This window comes from Formosa sediminum, from assembly GCF_007197735.1.
Taxonomy (GTDB): Bacteria; Bacteroidota; Bacteroidia; order Flavobacteriales; family Flavobacteriaceae; genus Formosa; species Formosa sediminum.
This window is the reverse complement of the sequence record NZ_CP041637.1, coordinates 1,255,890-1,278,025: the sequence shown is the minus strand read 5'-3', so window position 1 is coordinate 1,278,025 and position 22,136 is coordinate 1,255,890. Positions and strand designations below refer to the sequence as shown.

18 protein-coding genes are annotated in these 22,136 nt (G+C 31.4%); 6 read left to right on the top strand and 12 right to left on the bottom strand.

Features of this window, described 5'->3' with window-relative positions:
* Window positions 1-163: 163 nt before the first annotated feature.
* From FNB79_RS17500 to FNB79_RS05530, 7 genes are all read right to left on the bottom strand, one after another.
* Window positions 164-418, bottom strand: a complete 255-nt coding sequence (locus FNB79_RS17500; protein ID WP_394345110.1) for a CPBP family glutamic-type intramembrane protease — start codon at window positions 416-418, stop codon at window positions 164-166.
* Between the two features lie 634 nt (window positions 419-1,052).
* The gene (locus FNB79_RS05550) at window positions 1,053-1,238 is read right to left on the bottom strand and encodes a hypothetical protein (protein ID WP_143380367.1); all 186 of its coding nucleotides are present in this window, start codon (window positions 1,236-1,238) and stop codon (window positions 1,053-1,055) included.
* A 33-nt stretch (window positions 1,239-1,271) separates the two neighbouring features.
* On the bottom strand, window positions 1,272-1,436 hold the full coding sequence (locus tag FNB79_RS17180; protein WP_185967845.1) for a hypothetical protein: 165 nt from the start codon (window positions 1,434-1,436) through the stop codon (window positions 1,272-1,274).
* A 115-nt stretch (window positions 1,437-1,551) separates the two neighbouring features.
* A complete protein-coding gene (locus FNB79_RS05545; protein ID WP_143380366.1) occupies window positions 1,552-1,869 on the bottom strand; it encodes a helix-turn-helix domain-containing protein in 318 nt (105 codons plus the stop codon).
* Window positions 1,870-1,876: 7 nt separating this feature from the next.
* Window positions 1,877-2,758 carry an HlyD family secretion protein gene (locus FNB79_RS05540; protein WP_185967844.1) on the bottom strand — a complete coding sequence of 294 codons (882 nt, stop codon included), beginning with the start codon at window positions 2,756-2,758 and terminating at the stop codon, window positions 1,877-1,879.
* Entirely contained in the window at window positions 2,740-3,036 is a 297-nt protein-coding gene (locus FNB79_RS05535) for a hypothetical protein (protein WP_143380364.1), read from the bottom strand. Before FNB79_RS05535 ends, FNB79_RS05540 begins: the two co-directional genes overlap by 19 nt.
* Window positions 3,037-3,254: 218 nt before the next feature.
* Window positions 3,255-4,796 carry a glycine--tRNA ligase gene (locus tag FNB79_RS05530; RefSeq protein ID WP_143380363.1) on the bottom strand — a complete coding sequence of 514 codons (1,542 nt, stop codon included), beginning with the start codon at window positions 4,794-4,796 and terminating at the stop codon, window positions 3,255-3,257.
* An 87-nt stretch (window positions 4,797-4,883) separates the two neighbouring features.
* Between FNB79_RS05530 and FNB79_RS05525 the strand changes: the two genes are divergently transcribed.
* The gene (locus tag FNB79_RS05525; RefSeq protein WP_143382565.1) at window positions 4,884-5,561 is read left to right on the top strand and encodes a ComF family protein; all 678 of its coding nucleotides are present in this window, start codon (window positions 4,884-4,886) and stop codon (window positions 5,559-5,561) included.
* A 56-nt stretch (window positions 5,562-5,617) separates the two neighbouring features.
* Window positions 5,618-7,225: an Ig-like domain-containing protein gene (locus FNB79_RS05520; RefSeq protein WP_143380362.1), complete on the top strand. Its 1,608-nt coding sequence runs from the start codon at window positions 5,618-5,620 to the stop codon at window positions 7,223-7,225.
* Here FNB79_RS05520 and FNB79_RS05515 read toward each other — a convergent pair.
* Together FNB79_RS05515 and FNB79_RS05510 are read right to left on the bottom strand one after the other, a co-directional pair.
* Window positions 7,212-7,991 carry an amidohydrolase gene (locus FNB79_RS05515; protein WP_143380361.1) on the bottom strand — a complete coding sequence of 260 codons (780 nt, stop codon included), beginning with the start codon at window positions 7,989-7,991 and terminating at the stop codon, window positions 7,212-7,214. The two genes, FNB79_RS05520 and FNB79_RS05515, sit on opposite strands and share 14 nt — an antisense overlap.
* On the bottom strand, window positions 7,991-8,320 hold the full coding sequence (locus tag FNB79_RS05510) for a hypothetical protein (RefSeq protein ID WP_143380360.1): 330 nt from the start codon (window positions 8,318-8,320) through the stop codon (window positions 7,991-7,993). The genes FNB79_RS05515 and FNB79_RS05510 overlap by 1 nt, the downstream gene beginning before the upstream one ends.
* A gap of 182 nt (window positions 8,321-8,502) precedes the next feature.
* Here FNB79_RS05510 and FNB79_RS05505 point away from each other — a divergent pair, with 182 nt between their 5' ends.
* From FNB79_RS05505 to FNB79_RS05490, 4 genes are all read left to right on the top strand, one after another.
* Entirely contained in the window at window positions 8,503-10,590 is a 2,088-nt protein-coding gene (locus FNB79_RS05505) for a S46 family peptidase (RefSeq protein ID WP_143380359.1), read from the top strand.
* A 131-nt stretch (window positions 10,591-10,721) separates the two neighbouring features.
* On the top strand, window positions 10,722-12,347 hold the full coding sequence (locus FNB79_RS05500; protein WP_143380358.1) for a tetratricopeptide repeat protein: 1,626 nt from the start codon (window positions 10,722-10,724) through the stop codon (window positions 12,345-12,347).
* Between the two features lie 161 nt (window positions 12,348-12,508).
* Window positions 12,509-15,361 (top strand): TonB-dependent receptor, encoded by a 2,853-nt coding sequence (locus FNB79_RS05495; RefSeq protein ID WP_143380357.1) that lies wholly within the window; start codon window positions 12,509-12,511, stop codon window positions 15,359-15,361.
* A 3-nt stretch (window positions 15,362-15,364) separates the two neighbouring features.
* The gene (locus FNB79_RS05490) at window positions 15,365-16,378 is read left to right on the top strand and encodes a phytase (RefSeq protein WP_143380356.1); all 1,014 of its coding nucleotides are present in this window, start codon (window positions 15,365-15,367) and stop codon (window positions 16,376-16,378) included.
* Between the two features lie 79 nt (window positions 16,379-16,457).
* On the opposite strand, the gene FNB79_RS05485 is transcribed toward FNB79_RS05490, so the two are convergent.
* The 3 genes from FNB79_RS05485 to FNB79_RS05475 are packed head-to-tail and all read right to left on the bottom strand — an operon-like array spanning window position 16,458 to window position 22,093.
* Entirely contained in the window at window positions 16,458-17,780 is a 1,323-nt protein-coding gene (locus tag FNB79_RS05485; RefSeq protein WP_143382564.1) for a TolC family protein, read from the bottom strand.
* Window positions 17,764-20,967, bottom strand: a complete 3,204-nt coding sequence (locus FNB79_RS05480) for an efflux RND transporter permease subunit (protein ID WP_143380355.1) — start codon at window positions 20,965-20,967, stop codon at window positions 17,764-17,766. Before FNB79_RS05480 ends, FNB79_RS05485 begins: the two co-directional genes overlap by 17 nt.
* A 7-nt stretch (window positions 20,968-20,974) precedes the next feature.
* The gene (locus tag FNB79_RS05475; RefSeq protein WP_143380354.1) at window positions 20,975-22,093 is read right to left on the bottom strand and encodes an efflux RND transporter periplasmic adaptor subunit; all 1,119 of its coding nucleotides are present in this window, start codon (window positions 22,091-22,093) and stop codon (window positions 20,975-20,977) included.
* Between the last annotated feature and the right edge of the window lie 43 nt (window positions 22,094-22,136).

The window sequence follows — 22,136 nt, the reverse complement described above, 5'->3', positions numbered from 1 at the left end:
CGTAAGAATAAGTATAACTTGAACAATAATAGAAATTATAGAACCCTCAAAGCCAAAATCGCCTCCATTTAATAAATTATTTTCTTTGATTTTAAATTTTATTATTGAATAAAGATCTTGACCACTAACATTAAAACCTATTAATGTTTGAGATAAATTCCAACTAAAATGTAAGCCAATGGGAAACCATAAATTTACTATATATATATATATATATATATGAAGTGCCTAAAAGCATACCAGCGAAAAATAAATTCACAAAACTAAGCAAATTTATACTTGGATTAGCACTATGCATTAAAGCAAATAATAAAGATGAAATACTTAATGCAATATATTTATTAAAAGAAATTATTAAATTTTTCAAAATATAACCTCTAAAAAGTGTTTCTTCAATTAAAGAAACTAGAATAAACAAAAAAAATACTTTTAAAAAATCATTTACTCTAAACTCTACTGTAATTATTTTTAATTCATCAAGATATAACAAAATATTGAAGCCAAAAACTAAAACAACAGTTCCTAAAATTATTCCAATAAAAATGTGTTTTATGTTTTTTGTAAAACCAAGATTTATAAATTTTTCTTTATCTACATATTTTGTAAATATCCAAAGAATTAAAAATGTACCTAATAAATTAAAAAAAGATAAAATTAAATATTGATTAATTGTCTCTGGTCTTTTACCATTAACAATATCAATTTTTCCAAATAAAAATCCAAAAAATTGAAAAAATATATGGAATAATTAATCCTAAGACCCTTTGCCATCCTTTGTTGTTGTGCTTTAGTAACAAAATAGTTTCTATTTTTTTTTATAATATCGATATATTGATAGAATGCAAATAGTTAACCAGATAATTATAAATACCCAATTACTTACCTTAAGACCAAATATAATTTCAACACTAGAAGGATAGATTATGGAATAAATTATTTGAGTACTACTAATAAATATTACAAATAGTAAAATTTTTTTATTAATCATTTTTTGAATTCATTAAACATTATTAAATAATAGTCAAAGTTATATAAAAAACTTTGACTATTATTTAATAATTCCAAGCTCCTCCATATTTTAAAGCTCCTACACTTCCTCCATGTCTTCCTTCATCAACACAGCCAACACCAAAAGCATGAAATACGTCATATATCCAATTTCCGCCATCAATATTTTTTAAATCTTTTTGTGATAATTCTATTAAACCTTCTGATGATAATTTTTTTAAATTTTTCATTTTGTTTGTTTTTAAATTCTGTTTTTATAATTTTTATCCCTGAGCAGCTCCATCACGGATACCATCTACCATACCCCTCACAGCAGATTCTGCCACTAGACTCAAGCTAATCCAAACATACCAAGCAAAACCACCATTGGTTTTTTTCATTTCTTTAGCACTCAATTCCTTAACCCCAAAATTTTCTAAATTTTTCATAAAATAAGTTTTTAAAAATTATTAATTTATTTTTGGTTGTAAACTTTTTACAATCCGTATCAAAAATTTACAATGTGCACCCTGTAATATTTTAATAGTACAAGTATAATCTCGTTCAGTGCAACTTCCTTGCAACTAATAAACTACTTTTCAAAAAATAACTGCCACCAAATATTTTAGTGACTTCGTTGTCAGTTAATACATTTACAGAAATAGAGACTTGTAAATCAAAATCATTACAATAGTAGTACGTTTTTCTACTTTTACTATAACAAATATTGGCTTCATAATCTTTTAACTCTTTTATTAAGGAATGTACAGAGCGTTTACTAACCCCTATTAATTCTGATAATTCTTCTGGTGTACCAGTATTTTCGTTACTAATTAAATTATGTAACTGCTGTAAGCGCTCCAGAGTTCTTAAGTTTTTCATAATACTATTATCTTTTTGCTATTTGGTTTGTAGGGTTTAACCAATCGTCCATTTTATCGTACAATAGATCAAAAAGGGTACGTTCTGTAAGTTCAAAACGAGCATTTACAAACATTCCCTTTTTTAACTCTCCTTTAAATCCATTTTTTAACTGTAGAAAATCTTGGTCTAGCGAGCATAAAACTTTAAACATGGGCGTATTGTTAATTATTTGTACATCGTTACCAATTTCTTCGATTTTTCCATTGGCTAAACCCCATTGGTTATAATTAAAAGCACTAACTTGAAAGTTTACTTTATTTTCTTTTTTTAATAAACCAATGTCTATTGGGTTTATATAACACTCTACAATCAAATCTGATTTAGGAGAAATTTCAGCTAATTGAATTCCGTTTTGAATAAAACTTCCGTTTTCAGTTCCTTTCACATTTAATAACGTTCCTGAAATCGGCGCTTTAATTATAGATAAGTTATTCGTTTCTTGAAGTTGTACGTTATTATTTTCTAATTCCTTTAATTGATTTTGTTGATTAACCAATTCTGCTTGCCAATTGCTGTATTGTTGTTTTTTATACTGATGAATAGCGTTTAAAGATAAGTCGTATTCTAGTTTACTATTATTGAGTTCTACTTTTGCTATTATCCCTTTATCGAATAATTTTTGAGTTCGATTATAATCTTCTTTTATTTTTTGATAGCGAGTATTTAATTCATTTACTTTTTGTTGAAAGGAATTATACTCTTGTTTATATTTTAGTGAGTTTAAGTTATTAGAATTTTTATTTTGAGTAGATAATAACTTTAAATCTTCGATAAAAGTATTCGTTTCTTTTAATTGAATTTCTGTTGTGCTAATCTTTTGAGTAATTGTTAAATTACTAATAACCACAATGTATCTCCTTTATTTACCTGAAGGTTATTTTTTAGCTTATGAAAAATAACCTTTCCACTATTACTGCTTTCTAAAAGTATTCTTTCCTTGTCTGGTCTAATAAGCCCCTCGGAGGTGTTATAAATAGTTACATTGATAAAGGGTAAAGAAATTAATGCAACTATTAAAGCTAATAAAATAAAGCTATAAATTATTTTACTTTTGTTAGTGTGTTTAAATTGGTGTACTTCAACAATATTTTCAATAATCTCTTTTGGAAATATTTGTTTTTTCATAGTTTTTCTTTTCTGTCAATCACAAATCACTACCGCCTTTCATTCTATTAAAACAAGACTATTTATCTTTATTCTACACTATAAATTTAAATATTATAATTTATTTAAGTCTACGGAAAAACCGTACTTATTGAAGAAAAATTAATCTTCTAAAAACAAAAAATCCTTAAGCGATAACTTAAGGATTCTTGTTAAAAATTTATAAAAACATTAGCTAATTACATTTTCATTAACCAAGTACGTACATCTACTTCTTGCTTAATAATATCTCGTAAATCTTCAATTTTAACACGGGTTTGTTCCATAGTATCTCTATGGCGAATAGTTACCATATTATCTTCTAAAGTATCGTGATCTACTGTAATACAAAACGGTGTCCCGTTTGCATCTTGTCTGCGGTAACGTCTTCCAACAGCATCTTTTTCATCGTAAGCCACGTTGAAATCCCATTTTAAATCCTCAACAATTTTTCTTGCCACATCTGGTAAACCGTCTTTTTTAACCAATGGTAAAATAGCCGCTTTTACAGGAGCTAACACTGCTGGTAATTTTAAAACAGTACGTGTTGTATTATTTTCTAATTCTTCTTCTACTAAAGAGTTAGAGAACACAGCCAAGAACATACGGTCTAAACCAATAGAGGTTTCTACAACGTAAGGCACATAGCTTTTGTTTTCTTCATGATCGAAATATTGTAGTTTCTTACCAGAAAATTTTTCGTGCTGACTTAAGTCGAAATCTGTACGAGAATGTATCCCTTCTAACTCTTTAAATCCGAATGGGAATTTAAATTCTATATCAGCTGCTGCATCTGCATAATGAGCTAATTTATCGTGATCATGGAAACGGTAATTTTCTTCACCCATTCCTAATGATAAATGCCATTTTAAACGGGTTTGTTTCCATTGCTCGTACCATTCTTTTTGTGTACCTGGTTTCACAAAAAATTGCATTTCCATTTGTTCAAACTCACGCATACGGAAAATAAATTGTCTTGCAACAATCTCGTTTCTAAACGCTTTTCCTGTTTGGGCAATCCCGAAAGGAATCTTCATACGCCCAGTTTTCTGAACGTTTAAGAAATTCACAAAAATACCTTGTGCTGTTTCTGGACGTAAGTATAAATCCATTGCAGAATCTGCAGATGCTCCTAACTTAGTACCAAACATTAAGTTAAATTGCTTTACATCGGTCCAGTTTTTAGATCCAGACAACGGACAAGCAATTTCTAATTCTTCAATTAAAGCTTTAACATCTGTTAAATTTTCTTCACTTAAAGATTTTCCCATACGTGCTAAAATACCATCAATTTTCTCTTGGTATCCTACAACACGTGGGTTAGTACTTAAAAATTCTTCTTTATTAAAGGCGTCTCCAAAACGTTTTGCCGCTTTAGCAACTTCCTTATCTATTTTTGCTTCTATTTTCGCGCAATAGTCTTCTATTAAAACATCTGCTCTATAGCGCTTTTTAGAATCTTTATTATCTATTAATGGATCATTAAAGGCGTCGACATGTCCAGAAGCTTTCCAAGTGGTTGGATGCATAAATATTGCAGCATCTAAACCTACAATATTTTCGTGCATTTGTACCATGGCTTTCCACCAATAGTCGCGTATATTTTTCTTTAACTCCACACCGTTTTGTGCGTAATCGTATACTGCACTTAAACCGTCGTAAATTTCACTGCTTTGAAATACATAACCATATTCTTTAGCATGAGAAATTACATTCTTAAATTGATCATCTTGATTTGCCATAATGCAAAAATATAAAACGCGAGAAAACTTCGTGTATCTTTTATTTAAAGTATTTTAAATTTTTGTAATTTAAAGGTTTTAGGTGTGATGTATAAAGCTTTATTTAATATATTCTTTCCAAAAGTCTGTTACTGTTGCCAAAACATTTTAGCAGATGGAGAACTAACTCTTTGCACAGAATGCAGACATCGCTTACCTGTAACTCAGTTTCATTTTAATAACGATAACAGTGTAATTAATGTGTTGTATGGAAGAGTTAAAGTGGAACATGCAACTGCACTTTTACGTTTTGAGAAAAAAGGAATTACACAAAAACTTTTACATCAGTTAAAGTATAAAGGGCAAGAGCAAATAGGCTCTTTTTTGGGCGATTGGCTTGGTGGCGACTTACAAACTCTAGAAGAATACAAAAGTATTGATGCGGTTATTCCTGTACCACTTCATAAAAATAAACTTAGAAAGCGTGGCTATAATCAAGTCGCAAAATTTGGAATACAGCTCGCCAATGCCTTAAATGCAGAATATATAGACCATGTACTTATAAAAATAAACCACTCCAATTCTCAGGTTTTTAAAAACAGATTAAGTCGTTGGACAACATCCGATGCTGTATTTAGCATACAGTATCCAGAAAAAATAAATAATAAACACATATTACTGGTAGATGATATTATAACTACTGGCGCAACTATGGAAGCTTGTGCCAATTTACTTTTGCGAAGCAAAAATGTTAAAATAAGTATTGCAACTATGGCAATTGCTTAAACTGTTTTCCATTACTCCTAAATAAGTTGTTTCTTTGTATAAATTTTAATGTAATAATGAGTAAAACGCTTTCTAATTTTTTGTTCATAAGTGTCTTGTGTTTATGTATCGCAAACTGTGCTAATAGAGGAAACCCTACCGGAGGAGAGAAAGACACTACACCACCAAAGATTGTAAAGTCTGTACCAGAAAATTTCTCTACAAATTTTAACAAAAATGAGATTAGAATTTATTTTGATGAATACATTAAAATTAACAACCTGAGTAAGCAGCTTATTATTTCTCCGCCAATGACTACCACTCCTGAAATTACACCTTTAGGAACGGCAAGTAAATACATTACTATTAAAATATTTGATACACTCGCACCAAATACAACTTACGCATTTAATTTTGGAAGTAGTATTGAAGATAATAACGAAGGCAATCCATTTTCTTATTATAAATATGTGTTTTCAACAGGAGATTATATCGATTCTTTAACAGTTGCAGGAGTTATAAAAGATGCTACCTTAAAAAAACCAGATGATTTCGTTACAGTTGCTTTATATGAAGTAGACTCTACCTTTACAGACTCTATTATTTACAATAAGAAGCCAACATATGTAACGAATACTTTAGATAGTTTAACCACCTTTGTTTTAGAAAACATTAAGGCTGGAAAATATCTTTTAACAGCCATGAAAGATGAAAATTCTGATTATAAATTTCAACAAAAATCTGATAAAATTGCATTCAATCCAACCTTTATAGAACTCCCTACAGATTCGATTTATCACTTAACATTGTTTAATGAAGATTTAGATTTTAGAGCCTATAAACCACGATTACTTTCTAAAGGAAAAATTGCTTTTGGATTTGAAGGGGATTATAAAAACATGGGCATTGATGTCCTAACAGATGTGCCATCAGATTTTGCCTATAGAATAACTAAAGATAAAGAAGCCGATTCTTTAATGTATTGGTATAAACCTAAATTAGAAACAGATTCTCTAAAATTTAAAGTGAGTTATAACAATAAAGTTATTGATACTTTTGATGTGAAAATCACAGAAAAATACCCAGACTCTTTAATTATAAAAGGAGATCCTTCTGGACAAATAAATTTTAATACAGATTTTATTTTATCTGCTACAACTCCATTTAAAACCTTAAACAAAGATCTAATCTCTCTTATAGATAAAGATTCTGTTACTATACCGTACACTACAAAAATGGATACGCTTAATAACAATATTACCTTTAAATTTGATAAAGCAGAAAACTCCAGATACCTCTTACAGTTTTTACCTGAAGCAATCACAGACTTTTTCGATAATAAAAATGACACGCTACAATACGTAATGCAAACAAAAGGTTACGACGATTATCCTAATGCACGTATTATTCTTAAAAATGCAAAATATCCTATAATTGTTCAATTAACTACGGAAAGCGGAGAAATTAAACAAGAAATATATAGTACAGAACCTGAGCCTATAGACTTTAAATATTTAAAAAGTGGTAAATTTTTGCTTCGTGTTATTTATGATGAAAACGGAAACAAAAAATACGACACTGGTAATTACTTAAAAAAGATACAGCCTGAACGTATAAGCTATTATCCAGAACCAATAGAGATTCGTGTGGGTTGGGATTCTGAATATGAGTTTACTTTAAAGTAAAGTTGTCTCTATCGTCCAGAAACTTAAACCTTTCTCTTGTCGTTGTAAGTTCGTCTTTATTTAAAACTACAATACGATACCCATTTTCATTTTCAACAAAGGCAGAAATGGTTTCACCTAAAGGATTATAGCAAGCAGAATGTCCTGAGTATTCATGACCTTTCCCATCTATACCAACACGGTTAACACCTATGCAATAACTCATGTTTTCTATAGCACGTGCTTGTAACAATGCATTCCAAGCTGCAACTCTAACTTTAGGCCAATTGGCTACAAACAGTAGTACATGGTAATCGTTATTATATCTAGACCATACCGGAAAACGTAAATCGTAACAAACTAAGGGATATAACAACCAGCCTTTGTAATTAATTATTACACGTTCGTTACCCATTGTATAGACTTTGTCTTCTCCAGCTAATGTAAACGTATGTCTTTTTTTATAAGAAGATAACTCTCCGTTAGGATATACAAACACTAATTGGTTATAATATTTTCCAGCATCTTCTATAATTAAACTCCCCATTACAGCAGCTTGCATTTTAGATGCTAAAGTTTTCATCCATGTTACCGACTTCCCAGTAATAGATTCTGCAAATTTAACAGCATTCATAGAAAAACCTGTTGTAAACATTTCCGGAAGTACAATAACATCTACTGTATCAGTAATAGTAGTTACCATACGCTCTATAGCATCTCGATTTGCTTGAGGTTGCTCCCAAATTAAATCGATTTGTATAAGCGCTATATGTAATTGTTTATGCATTAAAATAGTCCAAATTTCTTTTTTCCTTGAGTGTCCTTCTCTGCTTTTTTCCGAGCTTTATCTGCTTTACGTTCAGCTTTAGCAATCGCCTTTTCTTTATCTTTCTCGGCTTTCTTTTGGGCTCTAAATTCTTTTGATCGCGCTTCATATGCATTGCGAATATTTCGCTGATCGTCTAATGTTAAGGTTTCTGTAACAGTATAACCATTCAATAAAATAGAACTGCCTTTCACCTCATACGCTACGCCTTTATACTCTACTTCTTGAGCATTTAAGGCTGCGAAACAAAACCATGAAAGTACAGCAGTTAAAAGTAAATGTAGTTTCATATATAATAGATTTGGGATTACAAATCTAACAAACAGTATTGTATTTGCCTAGTTTTTTGATACTTATGCCCTTTACATTATTTAAATCCATTACAAACGCTACCTAAACTAGCGTAAACACTAAACTAACGGTGTACATATGTGATTGCTTTTTTATCTTTGCAAAATCTAAAAACAAACTCATGAAATTTTTTAAAATTATAATCCTTTTTCTAACACTACAAGTTAGTGCACAACAAGGAGGTATGTGGATTCCTTCGCTTTTAAAAGGCATGAACGAAGACGACATGCAAACACTTGGCAGTAAACTTTCTGCTAAAGATATTTACGATGTAAACCGCTCTAGTTTAAAAGATGCTATTGGACATTTTAACGGTGGTTGTACAAGTGAAGTAATCTCAAAACAAGGTTTATTATTAACAAATCACCATTGTGGTTACAGCCAAATACAATCGCATTCTTCTTTAGAAAACGATTATTTAAAAGATGGTTTTTGGGCAAAATCTTTTGATGAAGAATTACCAAATAATGGTCTTTATGTAGAGTTTATTGTACGTATTGAAGATGTAACATCGCAAGTGCTAGAAGGCGTTACTAAAGATATGACTTCTAAAGAAAAACAAGCACAAACAGATGGTAACAGTAACAGAATACAAGCTGCGACTAAAAAAGAAGAATGGCAAAACACCAAGATAAAATCATTTTTTAAAGGGAATCAATACTTTTTATTTGTTACAGAACGTTTTAACGACATTCGTCTAGTAGGTGCGCCACCAACAAGCATTGGTAAATTTGGATCGGATACAGACAACTGGGTTTGGCCAAGACATACTGGCGATTTTTCAATATTCAGAATTTATGCCGATAAAAATAATCGACCTGCAGCATACTCAAAGGATAATGTACCTTACAAACCAAAGCACTTTTTACCAATCTCTTTAGATGGTATTAGCGAAGGCGACTTTACGCTAGTTTTTGGATTTCCAGGTACTACCGAAGAATATTTACCAGCTGTAGCTATTAAAGAGATTACAGAACAATTAAACCCAAGTAACATTGCCATTCGCGAAGCTGCCTTAAAAGTAATCGATGCTAAAATGAAAGCAAGTGACGAGGTTCGTATCCAATACGCCTCTAAACAAGCACGAATTGCAAACTATTGGAAAAAATGGATTGGCGAGAATACAGGAATTAAAAAAAGTAATGCTATAGCTAAGAAAAAAGCTGAAGAAGCTGTTTTTACTGAAGCTTTAAAAACTAAAAAACTAGAAGCTGAATACGGACATATTCTACCTGAACTTAAAAAACAATATGAAGCGTTTGCTCCTATAGACATAAGACGAAATAATTTTGTAGAAATTTTTGTACGCACTAACGAACTCATGTCTATGATGTTTAGACTGTCTCAACTTGAAGCTGCAGCAACTAAAGGAGAAGCAGAGTTTAATTCTGCCAGAGAGAGTGTACAAAGCAGAATAAAAAGTGTTTTAAAAGATTTTAATACAGAAGTAGACCGAGGAGTTTATGAAGCTATTATGCCTTTTTACACCCAAACAATAGATTCTTCCATTTATAATAAAACTGCTTTTACTAATTTAGATAGTGCCATGGCTATGCTTGAAGGCTCACCAATGGAAGTGGTTGAAAAATTAAATAAAGATGCTGCTTACATTTTTGCTAAGCCATTTATTATGGATTTTTACACAAACATAGAACCTGATTTCCAAAACAAAAACACAGCTATAAATGCTTTAGAAACAGATTACATGAAAGCCTTAATGGAAGTTGTTCCTAACGAACGGTATTATCCAGACGCAAACAGTACACTTCGTGTGACGTATGGTCAAGTTCGTGGCTATGCACCAAGAGATGCTGTATATTACAATCCGGTATCTTATTTAGATGGTGTTATGGAAAAATATGTTCCGGGGGATTATGAATTTGATGTTCCTCAAAAACTTCAAGACTTGTACGCCACTAAAGATTATGGGCGTTATGCCGATAAAAACGGAAAACTACCCGTTTGTTTCTTAGGAACAAACCACACTACTGGAGGAAATTCTGGAAGTCCAGCTATTGATGCAGAAGGTAACTTAATTGGTCTTAATTTTGATCGTGTTTGGGAAGGTACAATGAGCGATATGAATTACGATCCAGAAATTTGTAGAAATATTATGGTAGATGTACGTTATGTGCTTTTTATAATCGATAAATACGCAGGAGCAGAACGTTTAATTAAAGAAATAAAACTAGTACATCCTAAAAAATAACAGAACGCTTTAATTCTTTTTTAAAAGCCCTCATTCTAAAACAGAATGAGGGCTTTCTTATGTCTTAAAACCATTGTAAAAGATGACATAAAAGTAATAATTAAGTAACATTACATTATTTAATTTTGGCCATGTTCAGATTTAAAATACCCACAAGATCTTACAAGCTAAAAAACAATTGTGCTCGAAAAATTGCATATACCGCTATCGTACTTTTTGTAAACACAATAGGTCTTAATGCTCAAGATAGACCACACACACCACTTATTAAATTAGATACTGTTTTTAAAGATTTAAAAAATCAGTTACAAAAAGCTACAACCTCTAAAAACACAAAAGCTATTGTTAATGCTCACTTAGATTTGGCACATTTTTATGAGCATTTAGGGATTGAAAATGAAGCTATAAAAAATTACCATAGCGCCCTAGAATTGCACGACCATTTAGATACAACAACTGTATATATAGGAAATAAGATAGGAGCCATTCATCTCAGTTTAAAACAGTATAAAAACGCCTTGCAATACGTAAACAAAAGTCTAAATATTGCAAACCAAATTCAATTTAAGAAAGGTAAAGCAACAAGTTATGCCTTATTAGGTAGTGTTGCAGAAAAAAATTCCGATTACACACTGGCATTACAACATCAGGAACAAAGTCTTGCGCTTTTTAAAACCCTTCAAGACAGCACAGGTTTAGCCATTACTTACGAGAATATAGGTAGTATTTACGAAGATTTGGAACACTTTGAGAATGCACTGATATATTTTAATAAAGCCAATAAGTATACAAATCATGTTCCTAATAATAATAAAATAAATATTATTAATAATATAGGAGATGCTCATAGAAAACAAGGTAATCCTAAAGCAGCACTACCCTACACGCAATTGGCTTTGCAAATGGCAAAATCTACTAATAATACCCATCAAATAGAAGCAGCATTAAAAGATATCGCTTTAATTTATGCCGATTTAAACGATTATAAAACTGCATTTAACTATATGATAGCATTTAAAGATTTAAATGCTAGTGAAAGCCAATATAAAAATGCCGAATTAGTTAGTATTTTACAAATTCTGTATGAAGTTGAAGAACGGGAGGCCGAGGTAAAATTGCTAAATAAACAACATGAATTAAATCAGGTTAGACAACGCATTATTTTACTCTCTAGTACATTTGTAATTCTCATACTTGCAGGATGGTTTTTATACTTTAGAAAACGTAAAAAACAAGAAGTTAAAATTCAAGATTATAAAAATCAATTATTACAATCTAATCTTGAAAAAAAGACAAACGAAGAAGCCGCTTTACAACGGGAAATTGAATTTAAAATTTCTGCACTTACAAATTATAGTTTGCATTTATCTCATAAAAATAAAATGATTTCAGATATTTCTAGAACCCTTGCTAATATAAAAGACAGAAATACAACCTTAATAAAATCTAAATTAGAAACACTCATTAAAGAGATAGATTTAGATATTTCTCAGGAAGAAGAATGGACAGGATTTATAAGTTTCTTTGAACAAATTCATCCAAATTTTTTTCACACCTTAAAAACTATTGTTACAAAAGAATTGTCGCCTTCAGAACTTCGTTTGTGTATGCTATTAAGACTTAATTTATCTTCTAAAGACATCGCTTCCATACTACGCATAACCCCTGACAGTGTGCGAATTGCAAGATACAGGCTAAGAAAAAAGCTTCCAATAGATTCTAAAGAAGACCTACAACTCTTTATTCTAAACCTATAAAATAATGTTTCCACAACATTATCAACTTGTAATCCCAGTGTTAATGTTGCTTTAAAATATAGGGCCAAACACCGTGTTTATCATGTTTTGTTAACGCTTACTTTAGATAGAAAACGCATTCTGATTCTACATTTGTCTCAAACAAAAATTAACATAAAAACATGAAAAATTGGATTACAATAATGCTTCTAATTGTAACATCTTTTAGTGCATTAGCCCAAACCGGACAAGTTCAAGGTCTCATTACAGATGAAAATAAAATCACTATTCCAGGTGCATCTGTATTAATTGAGCAACTTAACAAAGGAGCAATTTCAGATTTTAACGGAAAATTCACTTTAGTAAATGTAGAAGCTGGCACATACGATTTAGTGATTAAGTATCTGGGATATTCAGAATACCGTCAGCAAATTACAGTAGCGCCTAAACAAACTACTAATTTAAGTATTGTGCTTTCAGAACAAGCTACAGAGTTAGATGAAGTACAAGTCGTTTCTTTTGGTTTTGGTAGTCAAGCTAGAGCCTTAAACACCCAAAAGAACAAGCAAAATATTACTAATATTGTATCTACAGACCAAATTGGTAAATTCCCAGATGCAAATATTGGAGATGCTGTAAAACGTATACCTGGAATTACAATGCAAGTCGACCAAGGAGAAGCTCGTAACATTATTGTACGTGGTTTAGCACCACAATTAAATTCTGTAACTTTAAACGGAAGTAGAATTCCTTCTGCAGAAGGAGACAATAGAAATGTACAAATGGATTTAATTCCGTCTGATATGATACAGACTATTGAAGTTAATAAAGCCGTAACTCCAGACATGGATGCAGACGCCATTGGGGGTTCTGTAAACTTAATAACAAGAACGTCGCCTCAAGGATTTAGATTTTCGGCTACAGGAGGTTCTGGTATTAATTTAATAAATAACAAGCGTATATTAAACGGATCGTTCTTACTTGGAGACCGAAGTAAAAACGATAAATTAGGATGGGTCATTGGCGCCTCCTTAAACGATACTCAATTTGGATCTGACGATGTTGAAGCAGAATGGAGTGATGAATTTGAATATAACACTGGCGAAACAGACAGCGACGGAGAAGATATTTTACAAGAAATAGAGGTTAATCCATATGCAAGTGTGTCTGAAATTAGAGAATACCAAATACAACGTGTGCGTCGTAGTTTTTCTGCAAATTTCGACTATAAATTAAACGACAATAACACGTTATACTTCAAATCTATTTACAATTGGAGAGACGATCGCGAAAACAGATTTGTATTAGAACAAGGAATACTTGATGGTGAAGATATTGGAATCGATGATTTTAATGTAGACGCTAACGGAAATTTAACAGCCTTTCCTGTTGAAGCTAAACGCCAAACTAAAGGAGGAATAGATAATAATAGATCTAAAAACACACGTTTAGAAGACCAACGTATGCAAAATTACAGCATAAGCGGAGAACATTTAATTAATAACTTACAAGTAGATTGGATGACGTCCTACGCTAAAGCTTCAGAAGAACGTTTAAACGAACGCTATTTAGAATATGAAAGTGAATATGGTGTAACATTTAATAATAACTATAAGAAACCTAACTACACTCCAATAAGTAGTGAAGATTCAGATTATAGCCTTTTTGAGTTGGGTGAACTAACAGAAGAAAATCAATACACAGACGAAACAGATTTAAATTTTTTAGTAAACCTAGAGCTACCGTTACATCTCTTAGACGAAGAAAATGGAACTTTAAAATTTGGAGCTAAAACCAGAATAAAATCTAAAGAACGTGATAACGATTTTACAGAATATAGTCCAGAAAACGACGATTTAGAATTTCTAGGAAATGTACCTACTAAAAATTATACCAGATCAGATTATAGCGCTGGCAAACAATATCAAATAGGTAACTTTGCTACACCAGAATATTTAGGAAATTTAAACCTTAATGATTCAGAACTATTTGAAGGCGAAGATTTACCAGAAGAATATGCTACAGGAAATTTTGATGTTAAAGAAAATGTATATGCAGGTTATGTAATGACAGACCAAAATATTACAGATAACTTTAGTGTACTTTTTGGAGTACGTCTAGAATATACTGATGTAGATGCTACTGGAAACGAAATTGTGTTTGATGCAGAAGGAGATTACGCAGGAACATCTCCTGTAAAAAGTAAAAACAACTACACTAATATTTTACCTAGTTTACATTTAAAATATGATGTTACCGATAATACCGTGTTACGTTTTGCGTGGACAAATACTTTAGCACGACCAAACTACGAAGACATCGTTCCTTTTAGAGAAATAAATAATGAAGATGAAGAAATTGTGTTAGGTAACCCAGAACTTGACCCAACTACATCTATGAACTTTGATGTTATGGCAGAGCACTATTTCTCTTCTGTAGGATTATTATCTGGTGGTGTATTTTACAAAAACATAAACGACTTTATTTACACTTACCAGTACGAAAACGAAGATGGTTACGAAGTATACCAACCTTTTAATGGCGATAAAGCTTCTGTGTTTGGTTTTGAAGCAGCATTCCAACGTCAATTAGATTTCTTACCTAGTTTCCTTAAAAATTTAAACATATACTTAAATTACACATATTTAAAATCTGATGCTTCAGGCATAAGAAACGAAGATGGTGAAGAACGTGAAGATTTAGATCTGCCAAATACGGCTCCAAACATGTTTAACGGGTCTTTAGGTTATAGTGGTAAAAACTTTAGTATTCGTCTATCTGCTAACTATTCAGATGCGTATATAGACGAAATTGGAGGTCGTGCTTTTGAAGATAGATACTACGACGAGCAATTCTTTCTAGATCTTAACGCTCGTGCAAACCTTACCAAACAATTAAGTTTATACGTAGATGTTAATAATATTACAAACCAACCTTTACGCTATTACCAAGGGGTAAGCAACAGAACCATGCAAATGGAATATTACAAAACACGAATTACTTTTGGATTGAAATACGATTTATTTAAAAAATAAGATATGAAAAAATATATATTTGGCTGCTTACTAGTCTCTGCCTTAACCGGCTGTAAAAGTAATTTACCAGAAATTAAACCTACATTAATCACAGAAAAAACACCTTTTGACACAGACGATCCTGCCATTTGGGTTAACAAATCTAACCCAGAGCAAAGTATAGTTTTTGGTACAGATAAAGACGAAGTAAACGGTGGTGTGTATGCTTTTAATTTAGACGGTAAAATAATTAAAGATAAAAGCATTACAGGTCTAAGTTATCCAAATAATGTAGACATTGAATATGGGTTTGCTTTAAACGATTCTACCCAAATCGATATTATGATGTTTACAGAACGAGAAAAACATCAAATACGATTATATTCTATTCCAGACATGACACCTTTAGATAATGGCGGTTTTCCTGTGTTTGAAGACGAAACAGATCTTGAGTTAAGACGCCCAATGGGAATTAGTATATACAAAAACCCTGAGAATAATAAAACATATGCTATTGTTGGACGTAAAAAAGGACCAACTGAAGGGTATTTATATCAATACGAATTAAGTGCTAACATGAATACTGTAGCAGCTAAATTAGTTAGAAAATTTGGAACGTTTAGTGGTACAAAAGAAATTGAAGCTATAGTTGTAGATGACGCTCTAGGACATGTATATTATTCTGATGAAGGGATTGGAGTTAGAAAATTTTACGCAGATCCAGCAAAAGGAGACTCACAAATTTCAATATTTGGAGAAGGCCGTTTTAAAGATGACATAGAGGGTATTGCTTTAGCGACTTACAATACTGGTGAAGGTTTTTTAATTATCTCTAACCAACAAGATCACAGTTTTAATATTTTTAAACGAGGAGATAATACTTTTGTAAAAACACTAAATTTAGGTACTATTGAAACAGATGGATGTGATGTAACTACAGAGGCATTAGGATCTAAATTCCCTAACGGACTATTTGTGTCTATGAATGATGAGAAAGATTTCTTTTTCCACAGTCTAGATTCTCTTAAGCTAAGATAATATAGTAAACACTATAAAAATTAAAATCCCGTTTTTCAATAGTCTGAAAACGGGATTTTTTTATGTTTTATAATGTAATTTACAACTTGACATTTAATAATTCACCACTTAATTGTAGTAAATATAATTCGGCTATTTTAGCTTCATATTTAGCATTATTTCTACTAAACTCTGCTGTTAATAAATTTAATTGCGCCTGCCTAAATTCTATAGATGTAATTTGGCCCAGTTTAAACTGTTCCTTAGTTCTATCAAAATTATTTTTAGAGGTAATTATATTGTTTTCTTGTATGTTATAAATTTTTAATTTGTTTTGGTAATCTCCCCAAGCATTATTAAAGTCGCGATCTAAACTAAGATATATGGATTCTTTTTCAAGTTTTTGATTATCTAAATTAATCTTAGCGTTTTTAACACTTGTAATGGTACTACCTCCATCAAATAAATCCCAACTTAAGACCACTCCACCAGAAAAACCTGTATTGGTAGATTCTGCCAAAAATGAAGCTGCATTGTTATTACTTTTATTCCATCCATAAGACCCTGTTAAACCAATTGTTGGTAAATAACCAGATTTATTGGCCTGAATGGTAAACTCGTTTATAGCAATATTTTTATCCATTTGTAAAAGAGACACATTATTAGCCCGCATTTTGGCATGCAAATCTTCTTTATTAATATCTAACAAAAAGGTAATTAAAGTATCGACCTTAAAATCTAGATCTAATTCGGTACCTAGAACTACATTTAAATCGCGTTTAGAATTTAATAAATTTTGCTCTGAATTCATTAAATTAATACTATCATTATTAATATCTACTTGAGCATTTAAAACATCTAACATTGTGCCTTGCCCATAATCAAATTGATACTGTGCTCTTAAAATACGATCGTTAGATATTTCTAATGTCTGTTTTAAAGCATCTGCGTTTTCTGAATTTTGTGCCACACTATAGTATACCGTAAATAACTGTGCAATTGTATTCTCTATAGTTTCTCTAGCCTCTAATTTAGAAAGCTGATACTCTTCCTTTAACTGCTTATAATCGTAATACCTACCTAAACCATCAAACAGCGTATAATCTAAATTAATAGACGTGCTATAATTAGAACTTTCTGCACCATTTAAAGTAGTTACGCTTCCATCAGAGAAAATAGCCTCGGTATTATCTAAATTATAACCCGCGGCAGCATCACCAGATAATGTTGGCAAATATCCCGAGTTTAATACACTTTTATTGTTTTCTGCTATTGCTGTATTATTATTAGCAATTTTAACACCATAGTTATTGTCTAACGCAATGGTTACGGCTTTATTTAATGTTAAAACGTCTTGAGCATTAGCCGATGTAAACATAAACAACATCAGCAAAATCATATTATATTTAATGTGTATGTTCATCATTTTGTTCTTTAATTGCACGTTCTACTTCTTCTTTAGTAACTTGTTTACCTGTTATTAACCATTTTGTTTTTTGCTTAATACTATTACTAAACGATAAAAATAAAGGCAAGACAAGTAACGTTAATATGGTTGCATAGGCAATACCAAATGTTATTGAAATAGCCATTGGTTTTAAAAATTGAGCTTGTCGGCTTTTCTCCATAAGTAAAGGTGCTAAACCAGCCATAGTAGTAATGGTAGTTAAAAAGATGGCTCTAAAACGCGATTTCCCGGCTTCTTTTAAAGCATCGTCAAATTTTAATCCTTCCTTTAAATTGGTATTAAACTTACCTATAAGCACCAATCCATCGTTTACCATAATACCAATTAAAGCAATAATACCAAGTAACGACAATACATTTACAGGAAAACCTAAAATCCAGTGTCCCCAAGCAACTGCGGTTAAACTAAACGGAATTAATATTATTAAAAGTAAAGGCTGACTTAAACTTCTAAATGTAAAAGCAATAGTAATATAAATTAAAAGTATAATTACAATCCCTGCGCTTTTAAGCGATCTATTTAATTTTGCTGCTTCACGATTCTGTCCTTCATAAGAGGCAGAAATAGTAGGATATTTAGCTTGTAGCTGTGGGATAACCGTGGTTTTAATATCGTCTAGAATATCTGTTGCACTTGTATTTGGATCTTTTAAATCTGCAGAAACTTCTATTTCTCGCCTTCCTTCTAGGTGATTAATTGCTACATCTCCACGTTCTATAGTATAGTTTGCAATATCTTTAAATGTAACTCGCTCTCCAGACGGTGTTACAATACGCATATCGTCAAGATCGTTAATAGATGCTCTGTTTTCAATATCGTAGCGCACCCAAACTTTTATTTCGTCTTGTCCGCGCTGGAAACGCTGGGCTTGTACTCCAAAAAAACCTGCTCTAATCTGGCTCATTACAGAACTTAGATCTAACCCTAATAAATAGGCACTTTCTTTTAACTCTAATCTTATTTCTTTAATCCCAGCAGGATCATTGTCTGCGACATCTTTTAATAAAGGATTTGTCTCTAGAATAGATTTTAGTTCTACTTTAGCTGCTTTTAATTCTTCTATATTATTACTTAAAAGCGAAACAGCCACAGGACTCCCACCAAAGTTTCCGCCAGAACCAAATATTAATTTTTCTACACCAATAACAGGTCCAACTAATTCTCGAACGCGATTGGCTACTAGCGAAGCATTTATAACATCTGGACGTTCTTCACCTGGCAACATATTTATATTTAAAGTTGCACTCGATGCACTGTTTATATTTTTAATTGTATTTTCAAAAAGTTGCTTATCTGTCCCGCCCAAATATTTTTCTGTAAATTCTTCGTTAACGATATAAGCTTTTTCTTCAATAATTGCCATAATAGAATCGGTAACTCTAACGTTTGTTCCGTTAGGCATTTCCAACTCTATAGATACACGATCACTTGCAATACTAGGAAAAATGGTTACTCCAATAATACCTCCACCAATCGCTCCGAAGGTTAAAACTAAAATACCTAAAAAAATACCTAATGCTAAAATTTTAAATTCGAAAATAAAATTAAGTATAGGAACATAGATTTTTTCTCTTAAAAAAATCATGATACGATCTCCAAGAGCATTTATACCTCGCATTTTTGAAAAAAACAATCCTGTTTTTGTTTTTGGATTATTTTTACGGTCTTTATGTCTTTGTAAGGCTTTAGAATGTGCTAAATGGGCAGGTAAAATAATAAGTGCTTCTATTAATGATACAACCAGAGTTAATATTACAATAACCGAAACTTCACTAAAAAACTCACCGATTCTACTTTCTAAAAATAAAAATGTTGAAAATGCTAGTAAGGTTGTAATTATGGCTGAAACCACAGGAGGTATAACCTCTAAAGTACCATCTATAGCTGCATTTATTGGATCTTTACCATTCTCAAAATGCTGATAAATATTTTCGGCAATTACAATACCATCATCCACTAAAATTCCAATTACGATAATCATCCCGAAAAGCGAAAATTGGTTAATAGTGACATCAAAATTACCTGCAAAAATTAACATTCCAAGAAATGAAATAGGCAATCCAAAAGCCACCCAAAAGGCCAATCTGGTATTTAGGAATAAGGATAAAAAAAGCAATACCAATAACATTCCTGCTATTGCATTTTCTGTGAGTAATTGTGTACGTTGTTTTAGGGTTATAGATAAGTCTCTTACAACATCCAATTGCACATTGTTATGCGATTGGTTAAACTTTTCTATATATGCTTTAACTTGATCTGCAGAAGATAGTAAATCTTCAGAATCTGTACTTGTTACACTAACATTTACAGACAACTCTCCATTAAAATAAGTTGCATTTGGAGTTTCAGAAAATCGGTCTCTTAAAACTGCAACATCTTTTAAACGAATGGTTTTTCCGTCTGCAAAAGCTCTTACAACAATATTAGATAATTCATCACTATAATAAGATCTATTATTGGCGCGAATTAAAAATTCTTCAGCATTCGTTTTAATATTACCTCCTGTAACTAAAATATTGGAATTACTTACAGCTGCAGCTACTTCGCTAAAGGTAATATTATAGGCTAACAAACTATTTTCGTTTACTGCAATTTCAATTTCTTCTTCTGGGTATCCTGTTACTTCAACTTGCGAAATACCCTCTATAGCCCTTAAATCATTTTCAATTTGCCTTCCAATTTGTTTTAATGTAGACAACGAAATATTTTCTCCGCTAATTGCAAAAGAGATTGTTTCTCTAACATTTTCTGTTTTTGCTACTACAAGAGGTTCCATGCCTGTTGGAAAACTTGGTACTCGATCTACTGCGTTTTTTATTTCTAGAAGCATAAAATCGATATTCTCGCCTTTTAAGATTTCAATAGTAATTGTACCACTGTCTTCTTGCGAGGTAGAAGTTACACGATCTACACCTTGCAATCCTTTTAAATTGTCTTCAATTTTTAAAACAATACCTTCTTCTATTTCCTGTGGAGAGGCTCCCGGGTACGAAATTTGTACGGTAATAATTTTGGATTCTATAATTGGGAAATACGAAGATTTTAAGGAGAGTAATCCTAATATTCCAAAGATGGTAAACCCTAAAATAAATATAGTTACAGCAATATGATGCTTTATAAAATATGCAATTATTTTTCTCATGCTGCTGTTAGTTATTTTGCTCGTTAAAAACTTTTACTAACATACCTGCATATCCGCCTTGTATTGGACGACTAACTATTACACTACCATCTGGCACATCTTTTAAAACTACTTTGGTATCGCTAAAATGAATTGGTTTTACAGGAATTACATCTAAAACAGAATCACGAACCACAAAAATTTCCTTAGTTTCTAAAAGTAAATTTCTATCTATCTGTATGGCATTCTCTTCATCTCTAGCATCTACATTTGCTTCAAGATACATTCCTTCTTTTAAATTATCGTGTTTAACCTCAATGTATACTTGAATTGTTTGTGTATTAGGATCTACGCTACCATTAACACGCGATACTTTTCCTGTATAAGTTTCTGTACCTTCTAAATTATTTAACGCAACAGTTTCACCAACTTGTAATAAACTAGCAAAAGATTTACTTATAGCCACTTCCATTTCATAAACTGAAGGATCTATAAAAGTTCCTAATTTTTGCCCGCTTCTAATTAAAGTACCTTCATTTACAAGAGCTTCGGTTAAAATTCCGTTAAAAGGCGTAGTAATAATATATTTAGATAATCGTTGCTCTAAATTTTTAACATTGTAATAATTAGATACAATACTTCTCCCTGTAATAAAATAATTTTCTTTTTCTGAAGTCATTTCAGGGAGCTTAGGAGTTGCTTTATTTAAATCGAAACTACGTAAATATGCGTCCCATTTTGGATATACTTCTGGAAAATCTAAACGTAAGTCGGCCATGATTGCAGCAATAGCATTATATAAATCGCTTTTTGCAGATTGTACAGTAGCGTAATATTCAGAATCTTCTATACGAATTAAAGTTTGTCCTTTTCTATATTCTTGACCTGGTTTAAACAACACAGATCCAGGTTTAAAAATACCTTCTACTTCTGCATACAATTCAAACCTGCGTTTTGCGGTAAGATTTCCATTTGCTGGAATTACTATAGGAATAGTACTGTTTTTAACAGTATCTGCAAATATAACTTTTACTACTTTTGGAGCTATAGGTTTAACTTTATTTTTGTTATCAATGAGCAGTTTAGCAATAAAAAACGAGGCTACTATTAAAAGTAAACCCAAGATAGTAAGTATAGTTTTTCTCATGAAAGAAGTCTTTAAACAAATTAGACTCCAAAACTATCTTTAA

What these genes read in the sequence shown, in the direction of transcription:
- FNB79_RS05510 (WP_143380360.1), bottom strand. Translation starts at nt 8,320, where the DNA reads ATGAAACTACATTTACTTTTAACTGCTGTACTTTCATGGTTTTGTTTC.
- FNB79_RS05545 (WP_143380366.1), bottom strand. Translation starts at nt 1,869, where the DNA reads ATGAAAAACTTAAGAACTCTGGAGCGCTTACAGCAGTTACATAATTTA.
- FNB79_RS05515 (WP_143380361.1), bottom strand. Translation starts at nt 7,991, where the DNA reads ATGCATAAACAATTACATATAGCGCTTATACAAATCGATTTAATTTGG.
- FNB79_RS17180 (WP_185967845.1), bottom strand. Translation starts at nt 1,436, where the DNA reads ATGAAAAATTTAGAAAATTTTGGGGTTAAGGAATTGAGTGCTAAAGAA.
- FNB79_RS05520 (WP_143380362.1), top strand. Translation starts at nt 5,618, where the DNA reads ATGAGTAAAACGCTTTCTAATTTTTTGTTCATAAGTGTCTTGTGTTTA.
- FNB79_RS05485 (WP_143382564.1), bottom strand. Translation starts at nt 17,780, where the DNA reads ATGAACATACACATTAAATATAATATGATTTTGCTGATGTTGTTTATG.
- FNB79_RS05530 (WP_143380363.1), bottom strand. Translation starts at nt 4,796, where the DNA reads ATGGCAAATCAAGATGATCAATTTAAGAATGTAATTTCTCATGCTAAA.
- FNB79_RS05480 (WP_143380355.1), bottom strand. Translation starts at nt 20,967, where the DNA reads ATGAGAAAAATAATTGCATATTTTATAAAGCATCATATTGCTGTAACT.
- FNB79_RS05525 (WP_143382565.1), top strand. Translation starts at nt 4,884, where the DNA reads ATGTATAAAGCTTTATTTAATATATTCTTTCCAAAAGTCTGTTACTGT.
- FNB79_RS05535 (WP_143380364.1), bottom strand. Translation starts at nt 3,036, where the DNA reads ATGAAAAAACAAATATTTCCAAAAGAGATTATTGAAAATATTGTTGAA.
- FNB79_RS05490 (WP_143380356.1), top strand. Translation starts at nt 15,365, where the DNA reads ATGAAAAAATATATATTTGGCTGCTTACTAGTCTCTGCCTTAACCGGC.
- FNB79_RS05475 (WP_143380354.1), bottom strand. Translation starts at nt 22,093, where the DNA reads ATGAGAAAAACTATACTTACTATCTTGGGTTTACTTTTAATAGTAGCC.
- FNB79_RS05500 (WP_143380358.1), top strand. Translation starts at nt 10,722, where the DNA reads ATGTTCAGATTTAAAATACCCACAAGATCTTACAAGCTAAAAAACAAT.
- FNB79_RS05550 (WP_143380367.1), bottom strand. Translation starts at nt 1,238, where the DNA reads ATGAAAAATTTAAAAAAATTATCATCAGAAGGTTTAATAGAATTATCA.
- FNB79_RS05505 (WP_143380359.1), top strand. Translation starts at nt 8,503, where the DNA reads ATGAAATTTTTTAAAATTATAATCCTTTTTCTAACACTACAAGTTAGT.
- FNB79_RS05495 (WP_143380357.1), top strand. Translation starts at nt 12,509, where the DNA reads ATGAAAAATTGGATTACAATAATGCTTCTAATTGTAACATCTTTTAGT.